Here is a 26,614-nt window from a genome sequence, read left to right on the forward strand (position 1 = left end):
CGTCGCTATGCTGACCCGATGGAGTCACTCCCCGGTGAACTCGCCGAACTGGTGCGCACACGCCGCACCGCGCACCGCGCACCGCGCACCCCCCAGCGCGCTCGGCGCACGACGGTCGGCGCACGACGGCCGGGGCACGACGGTTGGCGCACGACGGTCGGCGTTGCGTTCGGCGGGATAAACGCGTGGAGTCGTCGCCGGGAAGACCCGTATCGTGGCGCGGTGCTGATCAGACGCGAGACACCCGCTGACGTCGACGCCATCCGGGCGGTGCACGCCGCCGCATTCGACAAGACCTCCGGCGACGGGAACGGCGACGGCGAGACCGTTCCGGTCGAGGCGACCCTGGTCGACGCGCTGCGCGCCGACGAGGGCTGGCTGCCCGCGTACTCCCTGGTGGCGGTCGATTCGGACGGCCAGGTGGTGGGCCACGTGGTGGCCACCCGCGGCCGGGTGGGCGGCGAGCCGGTGGCGTTGGGCCTCGGGCCGCTCGGCGTGCTGCCCGATTCGCAGCGGCGCGGCGTCGGCAGCGCGTTGATGCACGCGGTGCTCGGCGCGGCCGACGCCCGCGAGGAGCCCCTCGTGGTGCTGCTCGGGCATCCCGACTACTACCCGCGCTTCGGCTTCCGTCCCGCCGTCGAGGTGGGGGTCACGCCGCCGCAGCCGTGGGGTCCGCAGTACTTCATGGCCCGGCCGCTGGGCGCGTGGCGCGAGTCGATCCGGGGCGAGTTCCGCTACGCCCGCCCCTTCGACGACCTGTGATCCCCCCGCGCATCCGCCGGCGGCGCGCCACCGACCTCGACGGTTGTGTCGCGGCGGTCGCCGAGGTCCACCGGGTCGACCGGTATCCGCTGAACTGGCCCGCCGACCCACACCGCTGGCTGCGCGAACCACACCCGGCACGCGCCTGGGTCGCCGTCGCCGCCGACGCGGCCATCGTCGGGCACGTCGCGGTGCACCGGGTGCCCAGCCCGGCGAACGGGCCGCCTGCCCGACCAACGGCCGAGGTCGCTCGTCTCTTCGTGGTGCCGGCCGCCCGAGGGCTGGCGCTGGGCGGCGCCCTACTGGCGCGGGCGCGGCAGTGGGCGAGTGCGCGCGGCACCGATCTGGTGCTCGACGTGGCGTCCGGCGACGCCGCGGCCGCCGCCCTCTACGAGCGCACCGGGTGGCGGTGCACCGGCGTCAGCACCGCGCCATGGACCGCCCCCGACGGGAGTCCGGTGTCGCTACGCCACTACACGCTGCGCTTCGACGCCGCCCCGGCCATCGCCGCGAGGCGGCGGGCGAGCAGGCCGGCCGCCTCGCGCAACTCCGGAGGCTCCAACACCTCCACCTCGTAATCCAGGCGTGCGAGGTGCGCGGCCAGCCAGTCCAGGCTCTCACCGCCCACGACCAGCACGCACCACCCGTCGCGGTCCTCCTCGACCCGCCCCACCTGGGGCGGCACCAACGCCCGCACCCGGTCGGCCTGGGCGCGCACCCGCGCCCGGGCGACATACTTGTACGGCGCCCCGGTCACCGACCGCTGCACGAAGGCGACCGGATCCGGGTGTTCGCGCGCCCGGAACCGCCAGGTTGTCGCCACCGCTGCGCCCATTCGATCCAGGCGGAACGTACGCCAGTCGTCGCGGTCGACGTCCCAGGCCATCAGATACCAGCGGCGGCCTGTCGTGACCATCCGGACCGGCTCGACCGTCCGCTCATCCTCATCGCCGTCGCGGGTGGCGTAGCTGAACCGGACCCGCACGGCGTCGCGACAGGCCCGTGCGAGGGTCACCAGCAACTCCGCGTCGATCTCGGCCACCGGGCCGATCAGGGTCTCCGTGGAGCCGTGCACGGCTCGCACCTCGGCGCGCAGCCGCGATGGCATCACCTGGTCGAGCTTCGCGAGCGCCCGCAGCGCCGCCTCCCCCGCCCCGGCGACCGTGCCGCCCGAGGCGAGCCGCAGGGAGACAGCGGTCGCGATCGCCTCCTCGTCGTCGAGGAGCAGTGGCGGCAGCCGGGTGCCCGCGCCGAGTTGGTAGCCACCGCCCACGCCCGCCGTCGCGTACACGGGGTAACCGAGCACCCGCAGACGCTGCACGTCACGGCGTACACAACGGCTGGTGACCCCCAGCTCCGCAGCGAGCTCGGTGGCCGTCCAGGACGGTCGCCGTTGCAGGAGCGCCAGCAGCCGAAGGACCCGCTCGGTGGTCGCCTCGACGCTCATGCGCCGATCGTTGCACGGATAGCGGAACGACTCTGTCCGCTATCCGCGAGAGGCTTCGGACCATGACCGACCAGACCAGCAAACAAGGAGCTGACATGGCCCGCGACATCCAGATCACGTTCGACTGCGCCGACCCGGCCGCGCTGGCGACGTTCTGGGCCGAGGCGCTCCGCTACCAGGTGCAGGCTCCCCCCGGAGACTTCGAGTCGTGGGACCAGGCGCTGGAAGCGATGGGTGTGCCGCCGGAGCACCGCAACGACGCCTCGGCGGTGGTCGACCCCGACGGCTCGGGTCCCCGGCTGTTCTTCCAGCGAGTGCCGGAGCCCAAGCAGGTCAAGAACCGCGTCCACGTCGATGTGCGGGCCGCTCCCGGGCTGGCGGGAGACGAGCGGATGGCAGCCCTGGAAGCGGAGGCGGATCGGCTCGTCGCGCACGGTGCCGCCCGGCTCACCCGGCACGAGCCCGCTCCCCCGCTGGGGGCCGGTCACCTCGTCATGGCCGACCCCGAGGGCAACGAGTTCTGCCTGGACTGAACCAGGCGTTCGCCCAGCTCACTGCCGTCGCCGCCGGACGCCATGCGAACATGTGTACGTGTCGTCCGGCGCCAACATCCTGCACGCCGACCTGGACGCGTTCTACGCGTCGGTCGAGCAGCGTGACGACCCGCGCCTGCGCGGCCGACCGGTCATCGTCGGCGGGGGCGTGGTCCTCGCGGCCAGCTACGAGGCGAAGGCACGGGGCGTACGCAGCGCGATGGGTGGCCAGCAGGCGCGCCGGCTGTGTCCGGACGCGATTGTGGTGCCACCCCGGATGTCGGCGTACACGGCGGCGAGCCGTGCGGTCTTCGAGATCTTCCGGCAGACCACGCCGCTGGTCGAGGGGCTCTCCATCGACGAGGCGTTCCTGGACGTGGGTGGGCTCTGGCGGCTGGTCGGGTCGCCGGCCGAGATCGCCGAGCGGCTGCGCCGGGAGGTTCGGGCACGGGTCCACCTGCCGATCACGGTGGGGGTGGCCCGCACGAAGTTCCTGGCGAAGGTGGCAAGTGGGGTGGCGAAGCCGGACGGGCTGCTGGTGGTCGCACCGGACGCCGAGTTGGCGTTCCTGCACCCGCTGCCGGTCGAGCGGCTGTGGGGCGTCGGCCCGGTCACCTCGGCGAAGTTGCGGGAGCACCGGATCCGTACCGTCGGCGAGGTGGCGCGGCTGGGCGAGGCCGCGTTGGTGTCAATGCTCGGGTCGGGCGCCGGGCGGCACCTGCACGCATTGGCGCACAACCGTGACCCCCGCTCGGTGCAGGTCGGCCGCCGTCGCGGTTCGATGGGCGCGCAGCATGCGCTGAGCCGTACCCCGCACACCCCGGCAGAGTTGGATGCCATCCTCGCCGGCCTGGTCGATCGGGTCTCCCGGCGGATGCGGGCGGCCGGGCGGGCCGGGCGCACAGTGATGCTGCGACTACGTTTCGGCGACTACACCCGGGCGACCCGCTCGCACACCGTGGGCAAGGCGACCGCCGACACGACGCCGCTGCTCGCTGCCGCGCGGGCGCTGCTACGGGCCGCACTGACCGAGATAGATCGCCGTGGGGTGACCCTGATCGGCGTCTCGGTGGGCAATCTGGACGACAATCCGGTGCAGCCGGAGCTGCCGTTCCACCGCGACCCGGGTGCGGAGCTGGATGCCGCGGTGGACGCGGTCCGGGACCGGTTCGGATCGGCGGCGCTCACCCGTGCGGTGCTGCTCGGCCGGGACCCGGGCGTAGAGATGCCGCTGCTGCCGGATTGACCGATCCGCGTGCGGCGTCCCGGCGACCGGTGCGACCGGAGACACATCACAGCAGGTCGGCGGTTTAACCCGCGGCTGAGGGGTGACCCTTGTGGGGTACATCCTGACAACGGGGGGACCCACGATGTCCGACGACACCAGCAACCGACCGAGCCGCCACGCCGAGCGCCCGCACGACGTGACCGACCCTCTGCTGTGGCAGCTGGCGATCGACGTGCTCAGTGCCCACGAGCCGGACGACGAGGGTCACTGCCGCAACCTCCAGTGCGCCGGGCAGTCCTGGCCGTGCGCGGCCCGCAACGGCGCCGAGCAGTCGATCCGACTGGCCCGCAGCACCTCCGACTCGGTCGAGATGACCATCGACGGTGGCGACAGCGACGGGGGCGACAGGGGCTGGCCCGGGGAGAGCACCGCACCGGCCCCCCGGTGGGGCTGGAACGCCGGCCCGGCCGCGTCGCACCGAGGGTCGAAGGCGGCTGCCTCCGCGGCGTGACCGCGGCGCCCAAGGCTTACGTGACCGGCCGCCGCCAGGCCGCACCGACGGCGACGACAAACAAGCCCAGGGACAACAGCGGAAACCAATCTCCCGTACGCGAATAGACAGTGCCCCAGCCCGTCGTCGGAGCGGCGGTGACCAGCAGCTCCGCGTCAGCGGCGGTGGCCTCACCCAGCAGCCTGCCGCCGCCGTCGCTGACCGTCAGTCGGCCGAACGCGGCGGCGCGGACCACTGTGATCCCGTTCTCCACACCCCGGACCAGGGCGATGCGACCGTGCAGCCACCCGTCGGAGGTGAAGTCCAGGGCGGGGACGAGCAGCACCGAGGCGCCCCCCGCCCGATACCGTCGGACCAGGCCGGGATAGTCGAGGTCCTTGCAGATGGCGACGCCGAACCGCCCGTCCACGATCACGTCGTCGTCGCCTGGCGTCAGCCACTCCTCCAGGCCCGGGATGAGATGCTGTTTCTGGTAGGTCGTGACCCTGCCGTCGGGGTCCAGCACCAGCGCGACGTTGCTCGCCGTGCCGGCCCGCCGCAGCACCGCGCCGACGACGACCTGGGCCCCGGCCTGCCGCAGCGCGTCCACGAGCAGGGGCAGCGTCGTGTCGGTCACGGCGAACACCTTCTCCGGCAGCACGACGATCCGTGCCCCACGGGCGGTCAGGCCCGCCACCCGCACGCCGTATCGGGCGAGCAGGTCCCGGCCGGACGGTTCGTCGATCGGGAGCCCGTCCTCGGGCTGCCGCAGGGCGACAAGGCCGACGGTCAGCGGCTCGGCCGGGTCGGGTGAACGGCTCAGTGACCAGGCCGACCAGCCCCCGGCGCCGAGCAGGAGGGCGAGCAGGCAGGCGAGGGCGGGGCGTGGGCGGTCGAGCCGGCCGGTGCGGGTTGGCAGTGCGCTGCCGAGCAGGGCGGCGAGGGCGATCGGGACGGCGAGCAGCAGGTAGGTGACGCCCCAGACGCCGGTGAGCGCGGTCAACTGGATGACCTGTCGAACGTCGGCCTGCGTGTAGGCGAGACTCCACCACGCGCCGTCCGGAAACAGGTGCGACGCCGCGTACTCGCCCAGCACCCACAGTGCCGGCACGGTGAGAACGGCGCGCACGGTTCGCCCCCGCAGCAGCAGGGCGCGGGCGAGCAGGACCGTGCCGGCCGCCAGGCCGAGACCGAGGCCGAGCACACCGGCGACCACGGGGACCGGAAGGTGCAGGGTGCCGAGGTAGTACCCGACCATGCCGAGCTGACCGATCGACCAGGCGAGGACCGTCGCGCCGAGCGTGGTCTTCTGGCGTACCCGCACCGAGGCGAGGATCAGCGGGATCGGGGCGAGCCAGGTCAGCGCGGCAACGGGGTGCAGCCCAGAGCCGCCGAGCCAGAGCAGGCCACTCAGGAGCGTGGCGACGATCGTCATCATGCGCCAATCGTGTGGCGAGGGTGGCCGGGGCGGATCGCCGTACGGGACGGAGATGTTCTGGTCCTGTGGAGGGAGGCGGGGAAGAGCCGGGCCGGACGATACTGCCGACGTGAAGCGGTACGTCAATCTCGCCGTCGCTGTGGTCGCCGTCGCCGCGACAGTGCTGCCCGCCGTGGCTGGCGGACCACGTGCCTGGTGGGTGCTGCCGCTCGCTGTCGCGTCGTCGGTGCCGGTGCTGTGGCGGGACCGCGCGCTGGTCCCGGTCGCCGTCGTCGTGGGCGTCGCCACGACCGTCTCGGCCTCGCTCGGCGCGCCCCCGCTGCTGCCGGTCGGCCCGCTCGTCTGCCTCTACACGTTCGCGGCGCGGTCCTCGCTGGCGATCCGCCTGCTCGGCGTCGTGCTCACCGCGGCCGGGCTGGTGGTGTCGCTGCTGCATCCGCACCCGGACGTGGAGGTGCTGCGGTACCTGTCGGTCGCCTACGTCTTCTCGTACGCCCTGGGCACCAGCGCCCGCGCCCGCCGCACCCAGGCCGCAGCCCTCGCCGAACGCGATCGTCGCGTCGCCGGTGAGCGGGCGGCGGCCGTGCTGCGCGAACGCACCCGCATCGCCCACGACCTGCACGACATCCTCACCCACGCGGTCGGCGTCATGATCGTCCAAGCGGAGGCGGGGCCGCTCCTGGTCCGTCCCCACCCGGACCGCGCCGACACCGCGTTCGCCACGATCGCCGCCACCGGCCGCGACGCGGTCGTCCAACTCCGCCGCGCGGTCGGCAGCCTGCGCGAGCCCGCCGACCACCCCCTCGACCAACCGGGCCTGGCCCACCTCAGCGCCCTCGTCGAACGCGTCCGCGCCACCGGGCTGGACGCCGTCCTCACCGTCGCGTCCGGACCGTCGGAGTCCGCCGACGGACGATCCGAGCCGCCGGCTGGACCTGCTCGCGGGGTTCTTGTCGAACCGCCCGCGGACGTCGGTGTCGCCGCCTACCGGATCGTGCAGGAGTCCCTGACCAATGTGGTCCGGCATGCCGGGGCAGGATCGGTCCGCGTCCTGCTGGCCCACACCGCGGAGGAGCTGACCGTGTCGGTCACCGATGACGGCCACGGCGACCGGGCCTCCGGCGCGGACCCGCCCGGCTACGGGATCGTCGGCATGCGCGAGCGAGCCCAGGCCTGCGGTGGAACCCTGCGCACCGGTCCCGCCTCGGACGGCCACGGATTCACCGTCACCGCCACCCTGCCCCTGCCGGCACCGGCGGTGGCCAGATGATGAACGTCGCCGTCGTTGCCCCGCGGCACCCGCCGCCGGTGTCGTGCTGATGCTGCGCGTCGTGCTCGCCGACGATCAGGACCTGTTCCGGGCCGGGTTCGCGACGATCCTCGGTGCCGAGTCGGATATCGAGGTGGTCGCCGAGGCCGCCGACGGCGCGGGCGCCGTGCGTGCCGCCCTCGAACACCGACCCGACGTCGTCCTGATGGACATGCGGATGCCCGTCCTCGACGGCGTCGCCGCGACCCGCCAGGTCTGCGCCCGTACGCCGAGCCGGGTCCTCGCCCTGACCATGTTCGACACCGACGACTACCTGTACGCGGCGTTGCGCGCCGGCGCCAGCGGCTTCCTGCTCAAGGACGCTCCCCGAGCCGACCTGGTGAACGCGGTCCGCGTGGTCGCCGCCGGCGACGCGTTGCTCGCCCCCGGCGTCACCGCACGCGTGATCGGCGAACTGCACCGGCGCGGTCACCCGGATCCGGCTCGGGCCGCCGCGGTAACCGCGCTGACCGCTCGCGAGACGGACGTGCTGCGCCTGATCGCCGCCGGTCTGTCCAACGCCGAGATCGCCGCCCACCACCACCTGAGCGAGCACACTGTGAAGACGCACGTCGGCAACCTGCTCGCCAAACTGAACCTGCGCGACCGTGCCCAGGCGGTGATGGTCGCCTACGAGTCCGGTCTGGTGATTCCCGGTCAGTGACCGGCGGCGGATTCAGGCCACGATGCGATGCGGTAGCGCAGCCGGAGCAACCGACGCTCAGCGGAACAGCTCAGCGTTCTCGACCACCCAGTCGTCGACGTCGCGTGGTGGACGGCCAATGATCTCGTGCACGGCCGGCCGTTGGTCGAGCGTCCACGCGGTGAGTTCCGCGAGCCGCGCCCCGTACTCCTCGAGCGCGTACAGCGTCACGTCAATGCCACTGTCGGGCCAGCCTCCACGCCGCCACCTCGCGCGGCTTTCGTCGGGCGTCACCTCGACGGCGGCGATGTCGCGGCCGATGGCCCTGGCGATGCTCGCCACCCGCGAACGGCTGCTGATCGGCGGACCGACCGCCTCCAGGACAGCGCCGACGTGGTTGTCGACGCGCAGCGCCGCCATCGCGACCGCGGCGAGGTCGTCCTCGTGGATGAAGGGGTAGTGGCCGCCGCACAGAAACGCCTCCCGTACGACACCATCGCCCCGGATCATCTCCGGCCAGTCCGATCCCGTCGCTGGATAGGTGCCCTCGATCATCGCCCCCAGCACCGCCGACGGGCGGATGTGGGTCCACTCCATCCCCGAGCACTCGACGGCCCGCTCGATGGCCAACCAGAACCACGTCTCCGGCGGATGGTTCTCTTCGTACTCCGGCCCGTGCGAGGACAGCACGACGACGCGCCGTACACCTGCACGCCGGGCGGCCTCCAGGGCATCCCGCACCGTCGTCGGGACGGCTCCGGCGAGAAAGAAGCCGTCGACGCCGTCGAAGACCTCGGTGTGCTCGAGCGGGCGGGTGATGGATCCCTCGACGACCTCGACCCCGTCGGGCCAGTCAGCGGCCTGGCCGGGCTCGGCGAGAACCCGCACCCTGTCGCCAGCGCCCAACAGTTGCCGGGCCAGGCTCCGCCCGACGATCCCGGTGGGGCTGCTGCCCGCATCCTTGCGGGCGTTGACCGCAGTCAACAGGCGCAGACGAGTGTGCGACGGATTCGTCGGTCGATTGTCGGCAGGCATGGCAAGACTCCCCAGCGCGAAAGCGGAGATCTTGCGCCTCCCGCGGGTTGGGGAGGGTGCGGACCTTGAGGTCACCAGCCTAGTACAAGATCGCGCAGGCGAGGGGGTCCAGCTCGTCGATCATGGAGTTGTGGTGCCCGTTGCGCCCTACGACGGGTGCTCTGTCACCCACCACAACTCCATGATCGACGAGGCAAGCCAACCTGGTAGATGGGTTACAGGGTGCGCGCCAGCCGGTCAGCGAGCGTCCTGGTGAAGCGGGCCGGGTCGGTCAGCTCGCCGCCCTCGGCGAGCACCGCGAGGCCGTAGAGCAGCTCGGCGGTCTCGGTCAGGGCGGTGGGATCGGTGCCCTGCTCGTGGGCCTTGCGCAGTCCGGAGACGAGCGGGTGACCGGGGTTGATCTCCAGAATCCGCTTGGTCGGGGGGATCTCGTGCCCCATCGCCCGGTACATCTTCTCCAGGGTCGGGGTGAGGTCGTGGGCATCACCGACGACGCAGGCCGGCGAGGTCGTCAGCCGGGACGACAAACGGACCTCCCGGACGCTGTCGGTCAGGGTGGTGCCCAGCCAGTCGAGCAGCGCGGCGAACTCCTGTCGCTGCTGCTCGCGCTCGGCCTCGGCCTGCTGCTTCTCCTCGTCGGTGTCCAGGTCGATCTCGCCCTTGGCGATCGAGCGCAACGGCCGGCCGTCGTACGTGCCGACCCGCTCGACCCACACCTCGTCGACCTGGTCGGTGAGCAGCAGCACCTCGTGGCCCTTGGCGCGGAACGCCTCCAGGTGCGGAGAGTTCTCGATGGCGGCCCGCGATTCGCCGGTGGCGTACCAGATGTCGCTCTGGCCGTCCTTCATCCGCGCGACGTAGCCGGCCAGGTCGGTGGGCTCGGCCGGGTCGTGGGTGGAGGCCACGGACAGGATCTCCAGCAGCGTGTCCCGGTTGTCGGTGTCGTCGATCAGCCCTTCCTTGACCACGGCGCCGAACTCGGTCCAGAAGGTGCGGTAGCGCTCGGCGTGGTTGGCCTTGAGGTCCTTGACCGCGGCGAGGACCTTCTTGACCAGGCGGCGGCGGACGATCTGGATCTGCCGGTCCTGCTGGAGGATCTCCCGGGAGATGTTCAGCGACAGGTCGTGGGCGTCGACCACACCCTTGACGAAACGCAGGTAGGTGGGGACCAGCGCCTCGCAGTCGTCCATGATGAACACGCGCTTGACGTAGAGCTGGACGCCTCGGCGGCCCTGCGGGGAGAACAGGTCCAGCGGGGCGTGGCTGGGCAGGAAGAGCAGCGCCTCGTACTCGAAGGTGCCCTCGCCCTTCATGTGCACGACCTCGAGCGGGTCGGCCCAGTCGTGGCTGACGTGCTTGTAGAACTCGTTGTACTCGGCGGCGTCGACCTCGTCGCGGGGCCGCGCCCAGAGCGCTTTCATCGAGTTGAGCGTCTGCTCCTCGCTGGTGGCGGCCGCACCGTCGGCGCCGGGGCGTTCGACGCGCATCCGGATCGGCCAGGCGATGAAGTCGGAGTATCGCTTGACGATCTCCCGGACGGTCCACTCGGCGGTGTAGTCGTGCAGGTTGTCCTCGGTGTCGACCGGCTTGAGGTGCAGGGTCACCGTGGTGCCCTGCGGCGCCTCGTCGACTCCCTCGATCAAGTAGGTGCCCTCGCCGGTGGACTCCCACCGGGTGCCGCCGGTCTCGCCCGCCTTGCGGGTCAGCAGGGTGACCCGGTCGGCGACCATGAACGCGGCGTAGAAGCCGACGCCGAACTGGCCGATGAGGTCCTGCGAGGCGTGGGCGTCGGCGGATTCGCGCAGTTGGCGCAGCAGCTCGGCGGTGCCGGACTTGGCGATGGTGCCGATCAGCTTGACGACCTCGTCGCGGGTCATCCCGATGCCGTTGTCCCGCACGGTGAGGGTGCGGGCGTCCCGGTCGACCTCCAGGGCGACGTGCAGGTCGTCGGTGTCGGCGACGAGGTCCTTGTCGACGAGCGTGGCCAGCCTCAGCTTGTCCAGCGCGTCGGACGCGTTCGAGATGAGTTCCCGCAGGAAGACGTCCTTGTTCGAGTAGATCGAGTGGACCACCAACTGGAGGAGCTGACGCGCCTCGGCCTGGAACTCCAACGTCTCGGCCTGATTGCTCACACCGTCTCCCTTCTGGGCTCGTGCGGATGTTCGCGGAAAGGATACGAGCCGTCACCGGCCGCGTGGTGACCGCATCCCGGTCGTATTCCCGATCGGGACGGGTCATCGTCGTGAGACGGCTGACTTTGGCATACAGAAGTCAGGTGGGATAGCGTCACCGCCATGAAGATCGCAGGAAGCACCGCCCTGGTCACCGGCGCCAACCGTGGCTTCGGCCGGCACCTGGCCGCCGAGCTCCTCGCCCGTGGCGCCACCGTCTACGCCGGCGCCCGCAACCCGGACACCGTCGACCTGCCCGGCGTGACGCCGGTGCGCCTCGACATCACCGACCCCACCTCGGTCGCCGCCGCCGCCACGCTGGCCGGCGACGTCACCCTCCTGATCAACAACGCCGGCATCGACACGCGCGCCGACCTGCTCGACGGTGACCTGGACCTGCTCCGACTGGAGCTGGAGACCCACTACCTCGGCAACCTGTCGATGATCCGGGCGTTCGCGCCGGTCATCACCGGCAACGGCGGCGGGACGATCCTCAACGTGCTCTCCGTGCTGTCCTGGTTCGGCGCCCCGATCCACGGGGCCTACGGCGCGGCGAAGGCGGCCGAGTGGTCGATGACCAACGTGCTGCGCGTCCAGCTCGCCGAGCGGGGCGTCCGGGTCGCCGGCCTGCACGTCGGCTACCTCGACACCGACATGGCCGCCGACGTCACCGGCCCGAAGTCCGACCCGGCGGCGATCGCCCGGATCGGGGTCGACGGTATCGAGGCCGACGCGTACGAGATCGTCGCCGACGACCTCAGCCGACGGGTGCAGGCCGGGCTGGCCGGCGGCGTCGCCGCGCTCTACCCGCAGCTCCCCTGACCCACGACGCGACGAGCCGCCACCGGGAAGCAGCGGTGGCGGCTCGTCCGGTCAGCTCGCCTGCAACGTCACGTCGTCGATCACGAAGCTGGTCTGCAACGACGAGTCCTCGGTGCCGGTGAACCGCAGCGTCACCGTCTGCCCGGCGAACCCGGCCACGTTGAAGCTGCGCTGGGCGTAGCCGGCGGCGGCGTTGAGATTCGAGTACGTCGCCAGCGTGGTCGAACCCACCTGCACGGTGAGCCGGTCGTACGCCGTGGAACCGGTGGTCTCGGCGGTGTCGATGTGCAACCAGAACGACAGCGTGTAGCTGGCGCAGCCGGCCGGCACGGTCACCGACTGCGTCAGGCTCTCGGTGCGGGTGCTGCCGTTGCCGTTGAGCCACGCCTTGTACGACCCGGTCCGGGCCGGCTGGCCGCTGGCGTTGGTGATCACGCCGGAGGACGCGGTCCACGGGGTGCTGCCGTTCTCGAACCCACCGTTCCCGACCACCTGGCCGCCGGTGCAGCTCGGGGTGCCGCCGCCGACGGCGAGCTGCCACAGCGCGTACGCGACACCGTCGGCCGCCCGGTTCAGCACTGTGGCGCTGACGTTGGCGGTGGTGTCGCAGGCCCGGTGGTAGCACGGGTCGTACGCGGAGTTGGCGGTGCCGCCCCACTTGGCCGCCTGGGAGCTGGTCTTGCGGGCGCTGGCGCCGGCCGCGTAGCCCGAGGTGGGGATGCCGGCCTGCTGGAAGTAGTAGTCGTCGGAGCGACCCTGGCCCTCGACGTTCTCCTCCGGCGACAGGCCCAACGAGTCCCAGTACGCCTTCAGCGGCGCAGCCGTGGTCGAGGTGACCCGGTTGATGAAGTAGCCGCCGTTGATCGAGCCGACCATGTCGAAGTTGTAGTAGCCCTTGATGTATCCGCGCTGGGTGGTGTTCAGCGAGTTGACGTAGAACCGGGAGCCGTTGAGCCCCTGCTCCTCGTCGGTCCACCAGGCGAACCGGACCTTCTTCGTCATTGTCGGGTTCTGCGCGGCCAGGACCAGCGCGTTCTCCAGCAGGGTCGCCGAGCCGGTGGCGTTGTCGTTGATGCCCGGTCCGGCCGAGACGCCGTCCAGGTGCGCGCCGAACATGACCACCTGGTCGGTCGGGCCGCCCGGCCACTCCGCGACCAGGTTGTTCGAGGGGTACGTGCAGCTGGAGCAGAACTGCTCGCTGACGGTGTAGCCGGCCGACTGCAACCTGGTCTTGACGTAGTTGAGCGAGGCGGTGTAGCCGGCCGAGCCGGCCCGGCGGTTGCCACCGTTGCTGCTGGCGATGGAGTTGAACTGGGTCAGGTGCGCCTGGACGTTGGTGACGGAGATGTCCGGTGCGGCCAAGGCGGCGGCGGACGCGGCGATCGGCCGGGCCACTGTCGCGGTGGTGGGCGACGCGGCCGCCGGCTGGGCGGCCAACGTCGCCGTCATGCCGGCGAACACGGCGAGCGCGACACCCGCGCTCAGCGTTCTGCCTCTCATGGGGGCTCCTCGGGGTTGGAGAGATACCCGAGACACTTACAGATGTCGATGTAGAGAGCATCGGTCGTTCGTCCCGAACCCCCACCGCTTCGACCGTAGGTACCGGCGTCGGCACAGGTGAGTAGAGGTGCCAGGATGGGTAGGTAACGCCAGCAGGGGTCGTTGGGCCCGGAACGGGGGCTTGCGATGGGGCCGGATCAAGCGTGACAGGAATCGGCACCGACCTGTTCACCGGCGGCGGTGACACCGGCCGGCTGATGGCGGAGCTGAACTGGGCCCGCACCCCACTCGGCCCGGTGACAAGCTGGCCGCAGAGCCTGCGCGCCGCGGTCCGCATGGTGCTCTCGTCCCGGTACCCCATGCTGCTGCTGTGGGGAGAGAGCTTCTCCCAGCTCTACAACGACGCGTACTCCGCGCTGATCGGCGACAAACACCCGGCCGCGCTCGGCGACGACGTACGGGTGACCCTGGCCGAGGGCTGGGACGTCCTCGCCCCGCTCATCGACCAGGCCACGGCGACCGGAGTGGCCAGCTGGGTCCCCGCCCTGCGGCTGCTGCTGGAGCGGGCCGGCTACCGCGAGGAGGCGTACTTCAGCGTCTCGCACGCCCCGGTCCGCGACGACGACGGCCGGTCCGTCGGCATCCTCACCGTGTGCAGCGAGGTCACCGAGCAGGTGGTCGGCGAACGCCGGCTGCGGCTGCTGCGTGACCTGTCCGTTCTCGGCGACGGACGCACCGTCGACGTGCACGCCACCAGCGCCCGGCTGACCGCCGCGATCGAGGGCCACCCGCTGGACGTGCCGTTCACGGCCGTCTACCTGCGTGACGACACGGTGCTGCGGCGCGTCGCCTGCACCGGCGACGACCAGGGGTACGCGCGGGCACTACCGGACACCGTCGAGCTGGCCGAACCCGGCCCGGCCGCGGACGCGTGGGGGTTGGCGGACGCCGCGCGGGGCCGACCGACCGTGGTGCCCGACGTCGCCGACCGGCTGCCGCTGCCCGGCGGCCCGTGGGGCGACCCGGTCCGGACCGCGCTGGCACTGCCGCTGCCCTCGGGCGGCGAGGATCAGCCGCTCGGCGTCCTGCTGGCCGGGGTCAGCCCCAGCCGAGGGCTCGACGAGGCCTACCGATCCTTCTACCAGCTCCTGGCCCAGCAGATCGCCGTGGCGCTGCGCAACGCACAGGAGTACGAGCAGGAGCGGCGCCGGGTCGAGGCGCTTGCCGAACTGGACCGGGTGAAGACCGACTTCTTCGCCAACGTCAGCCACGAGTTCCGTACCCCCCTGACCCTGATCCTCGGCCCGCTCGCCGACGCCCTCACCGACGCCACCGCGCCGTTGCCGGCGGTGCAGCGGGAGCGGGTGGAAACCTCCTGGCGCAACGCCACCCGACTGTTGACCCTGGTCAACAGCCTGCTGACCTTCTCCAGCCTGGAGGCCGGACGGGCCCGCAGTGACACCCGCGTGGTCGACCTGGCGGCGCTCACGGCCGAGCTCGCCGGCGTGTTCCGGGCCGCCGTCGAGCGGGCCGGGCTCACTCTCGAGGTGGTCTGCCCGCCGCTGCCCCGGCCGGTCGCGGTCGACCCGGTCAACTGGGAACGCATCGTCACGAACCTGCTGTCCAACGCCTTGAAGTACACGTTCATCGGCCGTATCCGGGTGGCCCTGGAAGCCGACGACGAGGAGGTCCGCCTCACCGTCGCGGACACCGGCATCGGCATCGCCGAGGCGGATCTGCCGAAACTCTTCGAACGTTTCCACCGGGTCCAGGGCGCCCGCGCCCGCAGCCACGAGGGTACGGGCATCGGCCTGGCCCTGGCGTCCGAGTTGGCCCGGCTGGAGGGCGGCGCGGTCCGGGTGACGAGCAGCGTGGGCGTCGGCAGCACGTTCACCGTGGCGCTGCCCTGGTCGGCGGCGGGCCGCCCGGCGGGGAACGGGCCGTCGCCGGTCGGACGGGGTGACGCGGCCCGGGCCACCGTCGAGGAGGCGATGGGCTGGCTCACCGAGCCGGGCGACGATCCGACGGAGCCCGGCGACGTGTCCGGTCCGGCCGTGGATGAGCTGGCCGGCGCACGGATCCTCATCGCCGATGACAACGCCGACATGCGGGCGTACCTCAGCCGGCTGCTCACCGGGCAGGGCTGGCGGGTGCGGACCGTCACCGACGGCCGGCAGGCCCTCGACGAGGTCCACCGCGAACCGCCGGACCTGGTCCTCACCGACGTGATGATGCCGGTGCTTGACGGTTTCGACCTGGTCCGCCGGCTCCGCGCGGACCCGGCGACCCGGGCCCTGCCGGTGCTGGTGCTCTCCGCCCGCGCCGGCGGGCAGGCCAGCGTGGAGGGCCTGAACCTGGGCGCCGACGACTACCTGGTGAAGCCGTTCGCCGCGGCTGAGCTGATCGCCCGGGTCCGGGCCGGCATTCGGCGGGCCCGCAGCCACCCGACCGGCGACGCCACCGCACCGAACGCCGACGCGACGCCGAGGCGGCCCGACCCGGGCACCGCCGTTGCGCCGCCCCGGCCGGTCGCACCCGGGCGGGACGCGCCGGTAGTGGCGCAGGCCCCGACCGACCGGAGCGGGCTGGGCGACATCCTGGACGTCGGCCGGACCTACCCGTCCGCGCCCACCTCGGCGGCGGCCATGCGTCGGGACGTCCGGCTGACACTGGACGACCTCGACGTCGACCCGGACGTGTTGGAGGATCTCCTGCTCGCCGCGTCCGAGGCGATGAACAACGCGGTCGAGCACGCGCAGCGGCCCAGCCGTCCGGAGGTGCGGGTCCGGCTTCAGGTGGGCGGCGGGCTGATCCGGATCTCGGTGCGGGACTTCGGCACCTGGCGGGACCGCCGGCCGGCGATGGACCGGGGACGCGGCGCGTTGCTGATGAACGCCTACGGCGACGTGCGGCTGGTCTCCACCGCCGAGGGGACGACGGTGACGATCGAGCGCCGGTTGACCGATCCGGCCTGAGCGACCAGCCAGCGCGTCAGAGTCGGCGGCCGCTGGCGTCGCGGGCGATGATGCCGTCGAGCCGTTGCCCCGGCGTCAACTGGGCCGGCTCGAACCAGAAGATCACCACCTGCTTGTCGACATTCCACCGGGCCATTCGGGCGTCAACCTGCCGGCCATCCACCGTGCCGATGATCCGGTGGGCGGGGCCGACGAAGTAACCGAAGGTCGGCACCGGCGCGGTCGACGAGCTTTCGTCGTAGCCGATCTGGTGAAACCCGGACCTGCGGTCGGACCCCTCGACGTCGTTGACCAGGATGTCCGTGGTCAGTGCGCCGTCCGGAGCCTGGCGTCCGGCGGCCAGCCCGATTGTCACCTTCGGCTCACCGGGCACGGCCACCCGGACGAGGTAGTACATCCGCCGGTCGGCGCCGTGCCGCACCCCGCTGTCGATCAGCTGGCCCCAGGGCTTCGGAGGCGGCACGTCGTGGGACACCGTCGGCGGTGGCGTGGGCTCCACCGGGTCCGGGGCCGTCGGCGAGACAGCGACCGATGGCGGAGCGACGGCGACCGGCGGTGGGCGCCTTGCGGGCGGATCGCCCGGCCGGGCGACGACCCCCACCACGACGACGGCGGCCAGCCCGGCCGCGAGCGTCGCCGCTCCCGCTCTAGCAACCCGCCGACGGGTCCGTAGCCGCCGCCCCTCGCGCAGGACCAGGTCCAGGTCGAGCAGGGTGTCGGCGCGCTCGGTCGCCCGCATGGCGTCGCGGAGCCGATCCCACTCGCTCATCGGCGCGCCCCCCTGTCAGCCGTCCGCGGCGCGGCGGTGCGCAGCTTCTCCAACGCTCGCGAGCTGGTGCTCTTGACCGTGCCCACGGATACGGCGAGTTCCCGGGCCACCTGCGCCTCCGGAAGGTCGAAGTAGTAGCGCAGCACGACGATGGCCCGCTCACGAGGGCTGAGCGCGCCGAGGATGCTGATCAACCAGCGCCGGGTGGCCACCTCGTCGGCCACGTCGCCGCGCCGCGGCTCCGGCACCTCGTCGGTCGGATACTCCCGCATCGGTCGCCGCCACCCGTCAATCAAGTGGTTGACCAGGGTGCGGCGGGCGTACCCGTAGGCGTCGTCGTCATGGACGCGCGACCACGACGCGTAGGTGCGGACCAGAGCGGTCTGCGCGGCGTCCTCGGCCTCGTGGTGGTCGCCGGTCATGAGGAACGCGGCATGCACCAGTCGCGCGGACGCCGCTCTGGCGAACTCGACGAACTCCGCGTCACCCCGCGCCACCGTGAACCCTCCCCCGTGCCACACCGCCAGGGACGGGCGAGGCCGGGAAAAGGTTGAGCCGAAGTCACGTCAACTTTTCGCCGTGGTCGCCCGTCTTCTCCTCCGCGCCGCCGCCGAGCGACGCGCGAGGGGAGAGACATGTCGACGAAGGTTACCCGCCGGTGGCGTACCGCCTCAGCGGCGTTGCCGCTGGTGGTGGCGCTGCTCACCGGGTGCGGGATGCCGGCGGCCGGGCAATCCGGCACCGATCCCGTCGCCGCTGGGCCGCGACCCAGCGGGCTGGCCGCGGTCACCGACTCCGGTCGGCCGACCGGAGTCGCCGACGTCCCGCCCAGTTCCTCGCCGACCGTCGGAGTCACCTACCCCGCCACCGGCGGCAACCGCTGGACCACGGCACCCGCCGAGGCGGCACCCACCGGCGCGACCGGCGCTCGGTTGCTGCGCTACCGGATCGCCGTGGAACGCGATATCCGGGGTCTGCCGGTGGGCGACCTCGCGACGGCGATCTCCGCGACGTTGAACGACCCCCGCGGGTGGACGGCCGGCGGGACGTGGCGGCTGCGCCGGGTGGGTGCCGGCGACCCGACCGACTTCACCGTCTACCTGGCGACCCCCGGCACCCCCGACACGCTCTGTCAGGACGTGCCCGACGCCTACACCTCGTGCCGCAACGGGGGCCGGGTGGTGCTCAACGTGGCGCGCTGGGTCAAGGGGGTGCCCGGCTACGGCGCGAGTCTGGCCACCTACCGGGAGTACATGGTCAACCACGAGGTGGGGCACAAACTCGGGTTCGGTCACGAGCGGTGCCCCAGGCGGGGCCGGCCGGCGCCGGTGCTGCAGCAGCAGACGTTGGGCCTGCACGGCTGCACCGCGAACGCCTGGCCGTACCCGACCGGCACGGACCGCTACAGCGGGCCGGTCGGGGCGTACGACGACGACATCCCGCGGCACGAGGGCGCGTACCCGGCGCCGTGAGGCCGCGGCCGTGCCTCAGCTGCGGCGACCGCGCTCGTGGTCGAGCCGCTCGTCCAGCCGGCCCAGCTCGTAGACCGCGTTGAGGCTGGTCGGCAACCGGCTGACATTCTCCGGCAGGGGACCCGGATCCGGCCCGGGAGCGGGACCCGGCGCAGGCGCGGCGGCGGGACGGTGGCGGCGCAGGAGCAGCACCGCCAGCACCACCAGGACGGCCAGGACCAGGAGGTAGGACACCGGCGGCCAGCCGTCGCGGGCGGGGCTGGCGAACGTCGGCGGGGCGACCGGAGTGGGAGCGTCACCGTCGCGGCGGGGCACGGCGGTCGCACGGGATCCCGTGGCCGCGCCACCGTCGGGGCGAGCGGAGGCGACGGGGGCGCCCGGGGCGCGGACCGCTGCCGACGGCCCGGCGGGTGTCGGGGCCGCGGTGGGCCGCGCCGGGTTGGCCTGGTCGGGGACCGCTGGCGACCTCGGCGTGGAGGTCGGCGTGGAGGTAGCGGTTGGCGGCGCGTTCGGCGTGCCGCCTCGGTCGAGGAGGTCGTCGACGATCTGGCCGACGCCACCGAGGAGATCAGCGACCGGACCCGAGGTGCTCGACGGGGACGGCGCGGGCGCGAGGGCGAGGGTCAGCGCGAGGACGACGACGGCAGGCATCAATCCACCTCCGATATGTCGATACGTCCCGCACCGTACCGCATGGTGGGATCGCGTGGGGTGACGCCGCCACGCGAGAAGCGGGGACGCGTCCTGCGCGCGCCCCCGCTCCGATGCCCCCGTTGGTCAGACGGGCCGGCCGCCGACCAGGGTCGGCCCGAGGTCCGAGGCGCCGTTCCAGGTGTACGTCGTGCTGGCCGGTGCGGCCAGGCTGCCGGCGAACAGCGAGTTCACCCGGCTCGCCTCGGCCGAGCTGGGGTTCGCGTTGCGGCAGGAGACCGGGGCGCTGCTGCCGGACATCAGGTCGGAGCAGAGGCCGGTGCGCCGGTCCGGCAGGCCCAGGATGTGGCCGAGCTCGTGGGTGGCGATCCGGTTGCGGTCGTAGCCCTGGTTGACGGCTGTGCGGCCCATCCAGATCCGTCCCGAGCCTAGGCTGGTCGGCTGCGCCCGCGGCCAGCCGTCGTCGACGTAGATGGTGATGCTGGCCGGGGTGCCGGCCAGGAGCCGGACGTTGCTGACCCGACTGTTCCAAATCTGTGCCGCCTGGTCGAAGTTGGTGCGGAACTCGCCGGTCCGGCTCGCGTCGTAGTAGACGGTCCGTACGGCGGCGGCGGGAGCGCCGGTGGTGAGCTGCACCCCGGTCGCCGCCAGTACGGCCACCAGGATGGCCATTGCCGTACGTCTCAGTTGTCGTCGGAACATCACGCACTCCCCTGCGGTCGCCCGGCGGCCGACAGCCGCCGATAATCGATATACGTGAATGCTAGAGGGGCGACGGCCGAGGTCGGACATAGCGGAAGCGTCATACCGCTGGGTCGCGCCAACGTCCTGGCGCGTCTCGCCGACCGGCCTCAGGTGACAGCCGTACCGTTGGCGGCGATCAGCGCCTCGGCTGCTGTTGTGCGGGCGTAGAGGACGAAGCGTCCGACCCGGTGGGTGTCGACGAGGCCGGCGTCACGCAGCGCGCCAAGGTGCTGGGACACGGTGCCAGAGGTGAGCCGGCACCGCTCGGCGAGTTCCAGGGTCGAGGTCGGCACGGCCAACTCGTGCAGCAGCGCCGCCCGGGTCCGACCCAGCACCCGGGCGAGCGCGTTTCCGTGCGGGGCTTGACCCCGTTCCCACAGCGTGGCCACCGCCCGCGCCGGAAAGCGCAGCACCGGTTGCCCAGGAGAGCCAAAATTCGACCACACCCGGCGGCCGATGAACACCGACGGCACGAGCAGCAGGCCCCGTCCGTCGAGTCGCACCGTGCCGCTTCGGGTGACGTGCTCCACCGACAGCGTGTCGGCCTCCAGCCCGACGAAGGGATCGAGGTGGTTGAGCAGACCATGAACCCCGTCGGTGGCCATGCGCTGTGCGCCGAGCAGCACTTCCCGCTCCAGCAGAGTGCGCATCCGAGGCCAGTAGGGTGCGATGACCGCGTCGGCGTACGCCCGGATGGCCTCGGCCAGCCGAGCCAGGTGACCCGGCGGGTCGGCATAGAGCGCCGCCAGAGGTGACGACCGGCGTCCGGACAGCACGTCGAGGCTGGCCCGCACCGCTTCGGCAGGGGTGGCGACGAGGGACGCCAACTCGATGTCAAGGGTGGGCTGCGAGGTGGCCGGCGGCGGGCAGACGAAGGTCGGGATGAGCGGCGTCGGCATCCGCACCAGGTCGGCGAAGAGCTGCCACCGCACGCCCGCCAAGCGTGGCTGGACCCGCTCGTACCAGGCCAGATGCTCCGGAAACTGATGCGGTCGCTTGATGATCCGCACGCTCGCCACAGCTTCCCAGAGCGGTGACACCGCGAATCGGGTCATCGCCAGGTCCCGCGCGTTCAGACCGACCAACATCATTGGGAGCCCCCCGGCGGATTCGGCGAGAGTCAAATCTATCGGTTCGAGACGCTGCCGCCGGCACCGTGGCGGCATGACCACCGCCTCGACGACGACCGGACCGAAGGGCCAGGCCAGCCCCTGGCCGCACTCCTTCCGCCTGCTCTATGCCGCCGCCCTCATCGATGGCGTCGGCTTCCACATCGGCCAGTTGGCCGTGCCGGTGTTGGCGGTGTCCCTGCTGTCGGCAAGCCCTGTTGAGGTGGGGCTGCTCGGTGCGCTCAGCACCGCCGCGTTCCTGCTGATCGGTCTGCCAGCCGGAGTCTGGGTCGACCGGCTGCCGCGCCGCGCCGTCCTGGTCACCGCCGACCTCGCCCGGGCGGCGCTTGTCGCATCCGTGCCGGTGGCATGGTGGGCCGGGTGGCTGACCATCGGTCAGCTGTACCTGGTGGTACTGCTGACCGGAGTCGGCACCGTCTTCGCCGACGTCGCCGCGCAGAGCTACCTGCCGGAATTGGTCGGCCGGGGCCGGTTGGTGGCGGCGAACGCGCTGATGATGAGCACCGGTGCGACCATGCAGATCGCAGGTCGAGGACTGGGCGGGATCGTCGTACAGGCGCTCACGGCACCGGTCGCGATCGTGCTGGACGCGGTGACCTTCGTGGTGTCCGGGATGATTCTGGCCCGGACCCGTGCCGAAGCGCCGAGCCGACGTCCGCCGCGGGTGTCAGGGGGCTTCGCTCAGCAGCTCGGCACGGGCGTCCGGCACGTGACCGGCAACCCCCTGCTCCGCCCGCTCGCCCTCTCGACCGCGAGCATCAACCTGACCATGCAACTGTCCACCACCCTGCTGCCGGTGGTGTTCCTACGCGAGCTGGGGCTGGGTGCCGCCACTCTCGGTCTGTTCCTCGGCGTGGGCGGGATCGGTGCCCTGCTCGGCGCGGTCACCGCACGCCCGCTCGCCGAGCGGATAGGTCACGGTCGCGCGCTCTGGCTGCCCGGACTGCTCGCCGCGCCGCTCGGCGGTTTGGTCACGCTTGTCGACTCCGGGCCGATGCTCTGGGTGGCGGCGGTCGGTTGGCTGGCGCTGGCCTGGCGGACGGGGGTAGGCAACGTGATCGGGGTCAGCCTGCGCCAGGGCGTCACCCCGGACGCATTGCTCGGACGGATGAACGCCACCTTCCGGTTTCTGCTCACCGGGGCGCTCACCATCGGCGCAGTAGTCGCCGGGATGCTCGGACAGTTCGTAAGCGTCCACACCGCACTGGTGGTCGGCGCGGTCGCGAACGCGGTGACCTGGGTTCCGGTCTTCTGCTCCCCGCTGCGCACGCTCGACCGGCCGCGCACGCTCGACTGAGTCTCAGTCGCTGTTACTCAGCGGTTACGCCGCGGCGAAGTGCCAGTGCCGAGGCAGGACGACGGTGGCGGCAGAGGGTCACCGTCACGTGGCCCCGACTCTCGAACGGAGAACCACGATGAGGATCAGAAGCGCACTGACAGCACTGGTGGTCGTCCTCGCCGGGCTGGTCGTCGGCGCGGGCAGCAGCAGCGCGGCGGGCACCACGACCGGGTCGCCGTACTGCGGCATCACCTGGGGCAGCGCGGAGAAGTCGGCCGGCGCACTCAGCAGCGCACCGCTTGTCGACGTCCGCACCGGCCGACACGACTGCTACGACCGGGTGGTGTTCGAGTTCGCCGGCCCGGTCGACGGTTACGCGGTCGGGTACGGCGAGACGTGGACCGAGGGCGAGGGGCTGGCGTTGTCGCCTTACACCGCCGGCGGAGCGCTGCTGCGGGTCTCGCTGCGCGCACCGGCGTACGACGACGCCCACCAGGGCACCGTGCCGTACGCGGTCGGTGAGCACGTCGCGAACCTGCTGCGCTACCCGACCCTGCGTGACGTCGTCTTCGGCGGCAGCTTCGAGGGCTACAGCACCTTCGCGGTCGGCGTGCGGGCGCGGTTGCCGTTCCGTGTGCTCGTGCTGGCCGGACCGGGCACCCAGAGCCGGATCGTGCTCGACGTGGCCCACCAGTGGTGATCGGACCTTGACGGGTGCCGGGACGGTTCAGACATGCAGGGTGGGGCGGTAGACGAGTTCCTGGGAGCGACCGTCGAGGGTGCGGCTCTCAACCAGCTCCAGGTCGAAGTCGGCCGCCCCCTGGAAGATCGGCTCTGTTCCGGTCTGACCGGTGACCACCGGGAAGATCGTCACCTGGACGAGGTCGACCAGACCGGCGGCCATCAGCGCCCGGTTCATCGACAGGCTGCCGTGCGATCGCAGGGGCACGTCGGATTCTTCCTTGAGCCGGGCGACGACGTCCACGGCGTCACCGCGTACGACTGTCGCGTCCGGCCAGTCGAGGGAGCCTTCCAGCGTGTTCGACACCACCGTCGCCGGGAGGCTCCTCATCCGGGTGACCCAGGCGTCGCGGACGTCGGACTCCTCGGTGCTCGCGGCCAACATCTGCGCGAACACCCGGTACGTGCGCGCCCCGAAGACCATGCGCTGCTCCTCGTCGTAGACGGCCAGCCGGTGCGCGAGCAGCTCGGGGCCCTGCTTGCCCCAGTAGCCACCCCAGTTGCCGCTGGTGGTGCCGAAGCCGTCGAGGCTGGAGAAGACGTCGACGGTGTAGGTGGCGGTCATGATGTGCTCCGTTCACTGGTGAGTTCGGTACGACGGGTCCGTAGGTAGGCCCGCTCGGTCTCGTTGGTGGCCAGTGCCACGGCCTGGTCGTAGGCGGTTCGGGCCTCGTCGTCGCGGCCGAGCCGGACCAGCAGCTCGGCGCGGGTGGCCGGCAGCCGGTGGTAGCCCGGGAGGTCGAGACCCGCCAACCCGGCGAGCGCCTGCGCCGGTCCGTGCACCTCGGCGACGGCGACCGCACGGTTGAGCGCGACGACCGGGGTCGGCGTGAGCGCGAGGAGCTGGTCGTACAGTGCCAGGACCTGCGGCCAGTCGGTGGCGGCGCCGTCGGTGTGCACCGCGCCGATCGCGGCCTGGATCTGGTACGGGCCGGGCTGGTTGCGCCGCAGGCAACGCCGGACCAGGTCGTGCCCCTCGGTGATGAGTGCCCGGTTCCACAGTGACCGGTCCTGGTCGGGCAGCAGCACCAGCTCGCCGGACGGGTCGAGCCGGGCCGGCCGGCGCGCCTCGGTCAGCAGCAGCAGGGCGAGCAGACCCAGCACCTCGGGCTCGTCGGGCATCAACGCGGCAAGCTCGCGGGCGAGCCGGATCGCCTCGGCGCACAGGTCCGTTCTGATCAGCGGTCCGGCGGTCGACGCGTAGCCCTCGTTGAACATCAGGTAGAGCACGGTGAGCACGTACGGCAGTCGGTCCGGCAGCTCGTGGTCGGCGGGTACCCGGTAGGGAATGCCGGCGTCCCGGATCTTCTTCTTCGCGCGCACGATCCGTTGCGCGACTGTCGACTCCTGGGTCAGGTAGGCCCGGGCGATCTCCGGTACTTCGAGACCGCCGAGCAGGCGAAGCGTGAGGGCGGTCCGCGCGTCCGGGCCGAGCGCCGGGTGGCAGCAGGTGAAGATGAGTCGCAGCTGGTCGTCTTTCACCGGTCCCACCTCTCGGGGCTCGTCCTGGTGGTGCAGCAGCAGAGCCTGGGCGTGCCGGGCCTCGCGGGTCGACTCCCGGCGGAGCCGGTCGACGGCCCGGTTGCGGGCGGTGGTCACGATCCAGGCACCGGGGTTCGGCGGCGGGGTCTGCCACTTCTGCAGCGCCGTGGTGAAGGCGTCCTGGACCGCCTCCTCGGCGAGGTTGATGTCACCGAGGAGGCGGGCCAGGGTGGCGACGCAGCGGCCGTACTCCGCGCGGTAGATGCTCGCCAGGTCCATGTCGGCTGACCGGCTCCCGGTCAGGCCTGGGACAGGTCGTCGAAGGGGCGCACCTCGACCGGGCCGCAGGCCGCCGCGCACTTCTCGGCCCAGGCCAGCGCCTGGTCCAGGTCCGCGCACTTGATCACCCAGAATCCGGCGATGTGCTCCTTCGTCTCGGCGAACGGTCCGTCGCTCATGGTGGTGGCGCCGTTCTCGTTCCGGACGACGGTGGCGCTGTCCGGCGACCGGAGCCCTCCGGCGAAGACCCAGGCGCCTGCGGCCTGCATCTCGTCATTGATCCGATCGGTTTCCCGGAACATTGTCTGCATCTCCTCGTCGGACGGGTCCGGCGCGCCCTCGACGAAATGCACAGACAGCAGGTACTGCTTCATGACGATCCTCCGACAGTTCGATTGTGGGATGGCGACAGGTCAGGCGGCCAGGCGGCGCGCGACAGCAGGGATCACGATCGCGGCCGCGACCAGGTGGGTGAGCATCAGCAGCACCTTGGTGGCCGCCCCGGCGTCGACGATGACGTCCGGCACCAGCGACAGCGCCGTGAGCACGACCGTCGTGCGGACGAACACACGCCGCGGATGCCGGGCGAATCGGGACAGCAACGCGGCGATGACCACGCCGACCAGCGAGAAGGCGGCGGTCAACATGCCGAACCCCGCCACCGGAATCGGCCCGTCGGCCACGTCGAGGCTGACTCCTGCCGCATGGCCGACGGCGGCGACGGTCATGGTGGCGGCGCTCGCGGCAACCGTGGCGACGAGTCCGGTACGGATCAGCGCGCCGACGGTCGACGTGGTGGCGGGGGTGGTGGTCGTGGTGGCGGTCATCGTGCCCTCCGGTAGGTGCGTGGCCCGTCGCGGTGCCGGGCTCTCACCAGGGCTACGAATGGAACCGGTCCCAATCGACAGGCACGCCCATATTTCCTTTGAGACTTTTCGACTCCGGCCTGGGACGAGGGGGTCCCGGGGGATGGCGGATTGAGCCCGACCACGATTCTCGCAGCTCGGCTGGCCGGCATCCGACGCCACGCTGGGCGTCCTGGCGGCAGGCTGGCTCTGCGGGCCGAGACGGTGGCCACCGCGCCGTGGCCGCCCGCCGGTAACGCGGTCGGCAGTATCGCTCCCGCGACCGTCAGCTGGCCCGGTAGCTGAGGAAGAGGCCCTCGGCCCAACTGTGGAAGTTGTTGAGCTCGTACCCCGGACCACTGCAGTCGGCCGTCCGGTAGCCGGGGACGCTGTGGAAGCCGCCGCTCCAGGGAAGCGCCCAGGTCGCCTCGGGCGGGAGCGGACGGCAGACGCCGTCGGGCGTGGCCTGCCTGCCGACCACTTCGGTTGGGTAGCTCGAGTAGAAGACCAGGCCCTTGTCGGGGCTCTGGAACGGCTCGCCAGCAGCCGCGGGCGACGCCGGCAGCGTCACGGTCAGCGTGGTGATCAGTACGGCGGCGAGACCTGCGGCGACTGTGCGCATGAGTGTCCTTCCGGGACGACGGTCACCGACGGGACCGAAGCTCGGCACGGCCCCATCGAATCGACTGACATCGATACTCTGCCCGGAAGTTTTCTGTGTCAAGTAAACGACCTCACCGGCGAAGGGCGATCGGCAGCCACTGCGGCTGCCCGCCATGTGCTGTGGGCGGTATACCTCAGAGGTATGAATATGACTCTGAGGTAAAACGCTCACTACCGCATCCGCCCTCACCCAGGGGACCGAGGGT

26 protein-coding genes and 1 pseudogene are annotated in these 26,614 nt (G+C 71.9%); 12 read left to right on the top strand and 15 right to left on the bottom strand.

The features are described 5' to 3' along the window. Positions 1-222: 222 nt before the first annotated feature. Together ABZU25_RS32260 and ABZU25_RS32265 are read left to right on the top strand one after the other, a co-directional pair. A complete protein-coding gene (locus tag ABZU25_RS32260; RefSeq protein ID WP_355033132.1) occupies positions 223-762 on the top strand; it encodes an N-acetyltransferase in 540 nt (179 codons plus the stop codon). Next, a complete protein-coding gene (locus ABZU25_RS32265; protein ID WP_355033133.1) occupies positions 759-1,340 on the top strand; it encodes a GNAT family N-acetyltransferase in 582 nt (193 codons plus the stop codon). Before ABZU25_RS32260 ends, ABZU25_RS32265 begins: the two co-directional genes overlap by 4 nt. Here the strand turns inward: ABZU25_RS32265 and ABZU25_RS32270 are convergent. Beyond that, positions 1,235-2,209: a YafY family protein gene (locus ABZU25_RS32270; protein WP_355033134.1), complete on the bottom strand. Its 975-nt coding sequence runs from the start codon at positions 2,207-2,209 to the stop codon at positions 1,235-1,237. The two genes, ABZU25_RS32265 and ABZU25_RS32270, sit on opposite strands and share 106 nt — an antisense overlap. A gap of 95 nt (positions 2,210-2,304) precedes the next feature. Here ABZU25_RS32270 and ABZU25_RS32275 point away from each other — a divergent pair, with 95 nt between their 5' ends. The 3 genes from ABZU25_RS32275 (at position 2,305) to ABZU25_RS32285 (ending at position 4,481) form a co-directional block, all read left to right on the top strand. Beyond that, positions 2,305-2,742 carry a VOC family protein gene (locus ABZU25_RS32275; protein ID WP_355033135.1) on the top strand — a complete coding sequence of 146 codons (438 nt, stop codon included), beginning with the start codon at positions 2,305-2,307 and terminating at the stop codon, positions 2,740-2,742. A gap of 58 nt (positions 2,743-2,800) precedes the next feature. Further along, entirely contained in the window at positions 2,801-3,988 is a 1,188-nt protein-coding gene (dinB, locus tag ABZU25_RS32280; protein WP_355033136.1) for a DNA polymerase IV, read from the top strand. Between the two features lie 124 nt (positions 3,989-4,112). Continuing rightward, on the top strand, positions 4,113-4,481 hold the full coding sequence (locus ABZU25_RS32285) for a hypothetical protein (protein WP_355033137.1): 369 nt from the start codon (positions 4,113-4,115) through the stop codon (positions 4,479-4,481). Between the two features lie 16 nt (positions 4,482-4,497). Here the strand turns inward: ABZU25_RS32285 and ABZU25_RS32290 are convergent, their stop codons facing one another. After that, positions 4,498-5,898: a nitrilase-related carbon-nitrogen hydrolase gene (locus tag ABZU25_RS32290; RefSeq protein WP_355033138.1), complete on the bottom strand. Its 1,401-nt coding sequence runs from the start codon at positions 5,896-5,898 to the stop codon at positions 4,498-4,500. A 109-nt stretch (positions 5,899-6,007) separates the two neighbouring features. Between ABZU25_RS32290 and ABZU25_RS32295 the strand changes: the two genes are divergently transcribed. Together ABZU25_RS32295 and ABZU25_RS32300 are read left to right on the top strand one after the other, a co-directional pair. Then, positions 6,008-7,168: a histidine kinase gene (locus ABZU25_RS32295; protein ID WP_355033139.1), complete on the top strand. Its 1,161-nt coding sequence runs from the start codon at positions 6,008-6,010 to the stop codon at positions 7,166-7,168. Positions 7,169-7,217: 49 nt separating this feature from the next. Beyond that, positions 7,218-7,871 carry a response regulator transcription factor gene (locus ABZU25_RS32300; RefSeq protein ID WP_355033140.1) on the top strand — a complete coding sequence of 218 codons (654 nt, stop codon included), beginning with the start codon at positions 7,218-7,220 and terminating at the stop codon, positions 7,869-7,871. A 57-nt stretch (positions 7,872-7,928) separates the two neighbouring features. Here the strand turns inward: ABZU25_RS32300 and ABZU25_RS32305 are convergent, their stop codons facing one another. Continuing rightward, on the bottom strand, positions 7,929-8,885 hold the full coding sequence (locus ABZU25_RS32305; RefSeq protein WP_355033141.1) for an NAD(P)H-binding protein: 957 nt from the start codon (positions 8,883-8,885) through the stop codon (positions 7,929-7,931). A gap of 215 nt (positions 8,886-9,100) precedes the next feature. After that, positions 9,101-11,017, bottom strand: a complete 1,917-nt coding sequence (gene htpG, locus ABZU25_RS32310; RefSeq protein WP_355033142.1) for a molecular chaperone HtpG — start codon at positions 11,015-11,017, stop codon at positions 9,101-9,103. A 162-nt stretch (positions 11,018-11,179) separates the two neighbouring features. Here htpG and ABZU25_RS32315 point away from each other — a divergent pair, with 162 nt between their 5' ends. After that, complete coding sequence (locus ABZU25_RS32315; RefSeq protein ID WP_355033143.1) at positions 11,180-11,878, top strand: SDR family oxidoreductase; 699 nt, start codon at positions 11,180-11,182, stop codon at positions 11,876-11,878. A 51-nt stretch (positions 11,879-11,929) separates the two neighbouring features. On the opposite strand, the gene ABZU25_RS32320 is transcribed toward ABZU25_RS32315, so the two are convergent. Then, positions 11,930-13,378: a M28 family peptidase gene (locus tag ABZU25_RS32320; RefSeq protein ID WP_355033144.1), complete on the bottom strand. Its 1,449-nt coding sequence runs from the start codon at positions 13,376-13,378 to the stop codon at positions 11,930-11,932. Between the two features lie 203 nt (positions 13,379-13,581). On the opposite strand from ABZU25_RS32320, the gene ABZU25_RS32325 reads away from it, so the two are divergent. Continuing rightward, positions 13,582-16,353, top strand: coding sequence for an ATP-binding protein (locus ABZU25_RS32325; protein WP_355033145.1), 2,772 nt, complete (start codon positions 13,582-13,584; stop codon positions 16,351-16,353). Between the two features lie 16 nt (positions 16,354-16,369). Here the strand turns inward: ABZU25_RS32325 and ABZU25_RS32330 are convergent, their stop codons facing one another. Continuing rightward, positions 16,370-17,122 (bottom strand): hypothetical protein, encoded by a 753-nt coding sequence (locus ABZU25_RS32330; protein ID WP_355033146.1) that lies wholly within the window; start codon positions 17,120-17,122, stop codon positions 16,370-16,372. After that, positions 17,119-17,619 carry a SigE family RNA polymerase sigma factor gene (locus tag ABZU25_RS32335; protein ID WP_355033147.1) on the bottom strand — a complete coding sequence of 167 codons (501 nt, stop codon included), beginning with the start codon at positions 17,617-17,619 and terminating at the stop codon, positions 17,119-17,121. The genes ABZU25_RS32330 and ABZU25_RS32335 overlap by 4 nt, the downstream gene beginning before the upstream one ends. A gap of 138 nt (positions 17,620-17,757) precedes the next feature. Between ABZU25_RS32335 and ABZU25_RS32340 the strand changes: the two genes are divergently transcribed. Beyond that, on the top strand, positions 17,758-18,594 hold the full coding sequence (locus tag ABZU25_RS32340; protein ID WP_355033148.1) for a DUF3152 domain-containing protein: 837 nt from the start codon (positions 17,758-17,760) through the stop codon (positions 18,592-18,594). Between the two features lie 15 nt (positions 18,595-18,609). On the opposite strand, the gene ABZU25_RS32345 is transcribed toward ABZU25_RS32340, so the two are convergent. From ABZU25_RS32345 to ABZU25_RS32355, 3 genes and pseudogenes are all read right to left on the bottom strand, one after another. Next, the gene (locus ABZU25_RS32345) at positions 18,610-19,245 is read right to left on the bottom strand and encodes a hypothetical protein (protein ID WP_355033149.1); all 636 of its coding nucleotides are present in this window, start codon (positions 19,243-19,245) and stop codon (positions 18,610-18,612) included. A 132-nt stretch (positions 19,246-19,377) separates the two neighbouring features. Further along, a pseudogene (locus tag ABZU25_RS32350) lies at positions 19,378-19,947 on the bottom strand (snapalysin family zinc-dependent metalloprotease); the annotation flags it as partial. Positions 19,948-20,096: 149 nt separating this feature from the next. Next, complete coding sequence (locus ABZU25_RS32355) at positions 20,097-21,044, bottom strand: DUF5937 family protein (protein ID WP_355033150.1); 948 nt, start codon at positions 21,042-21,044, stop codon at positions 20,097-20,099. A gap of 109 nt (positions 21,045-21,153) precedes the next feature. Here ABZU25_RS32355 and ABZU25_RS32360 point away from each other — a divergent pair, with 109 nt between their 5' ends. Together ABZU25_RS32360 and ABZU25_RS32365 are read left to right on the top strand one after the other, a co-directional pair. Further along, complete coding sequence (locus ABZU25_RS32360) at positions 21,154-22,416, top strand: MFS transporter (protein ID WP_355033151.1); 1,263 nt, start codon at positions 21,154-21,156, stop codon at positions 22,414-22,416. 118 nt (positions 22,417-22,534) lie between these two features. Further along, positions 22,535-23,098: a hypothetical protein gene (locus tag ABZU25_RS32365; RefSeq protein ID WP_355033152.1), complete on the top strand. Its 564-nt coding sequence runs from the start codon at positions 22,535-22,537 to the stop codon at positions 23,096-23,098. A gap of 27 nt (positions 23,099-23,125) precedes the next feature. Here ABZU25_RS32365 and ABZU25_RS32370 read toward each other — a convergent pair whose 3' ends face one another. The 5 genes from ABZU25_RS32370 to ABZU25_RS32390 all read right to left on the bottom strand — a co-directional run bounded on the left by ABZU25_RS32370 (position 23,126) and on the right by ABZU25_RS32390 (position 26,367). Next, positions 23,126-23,704 carry a dihydrofolate reductase family protein gene (locus ABZU25_RS32370; protein ID WP_355033153.1) on the bottom strand — a complete coding sequence of 193 codons (579 nt, stop codon included), beginning with the start codon at positions 23,702-23,704 and terminating at the stop codon, positions 23,126-23,128. Next, on the bottom strand, positions 23,701-24,900 hold the full coding sequence (locus ABZU25_RS32375) for an RNA polymerase sigma factor (RefSeq protein ID WP_355033154.1): 1,200 nt from the start codon (positions 24,898-24,900) through the stop codon (positions 23,701-23,703). The genes ABZU25_RS32370 and ABZU25_RS32375 overlap by 4 nt, the downstream gene beginning before the upstream one ends. A 20-nt stretch (positions 24,901-24,920) precedes the next feature. Beyond that, positions 24,921-25,274, bottom strand: coding sequence for a YciI family protein (locus tag ABZU25_RS32380; protein ID WP_355033155.1), 354 nt, complete (start codon positions 25,272-25,274; stop codon positions 24,921-24,923). 39 nt (positions 25,275-25,313) lie between these two features. Next, positions 25,314-25,727: a DUF6069 family protein gene (locus ABZU25_RS32385; protein ID WP_355033156.1), complete on the bottom strand. Its 414-nt coding sequence runs from the start codon at positions 25,725-25,727 to the stop codon at positions 25,314-25,316. 304 nt (positions 25,728-26,031) lie between these two features. Beyond that, on the bottom strand, positions 26,032-26,367 hold the full coding sequence (locus tag ABZU25_RS32390; RefSeq protein WP_355033157.1) for a hypothetical protein: 336 nt from the start codon (positions 26,365-26,367) through the stop codon (positions 26,032-26,034). Positions 26,368-26,614: the final 247 nt, after the last annotated feature.

Source organism: Micromonospora sp. NPDC005215 (assembly GCF_040607915.1).
Taxonomy (GTDB): Bacteria; Actinomycetota; Actinomycetes; order Mycobacteriales; family Micromonosporaceae; genus Micromonospora.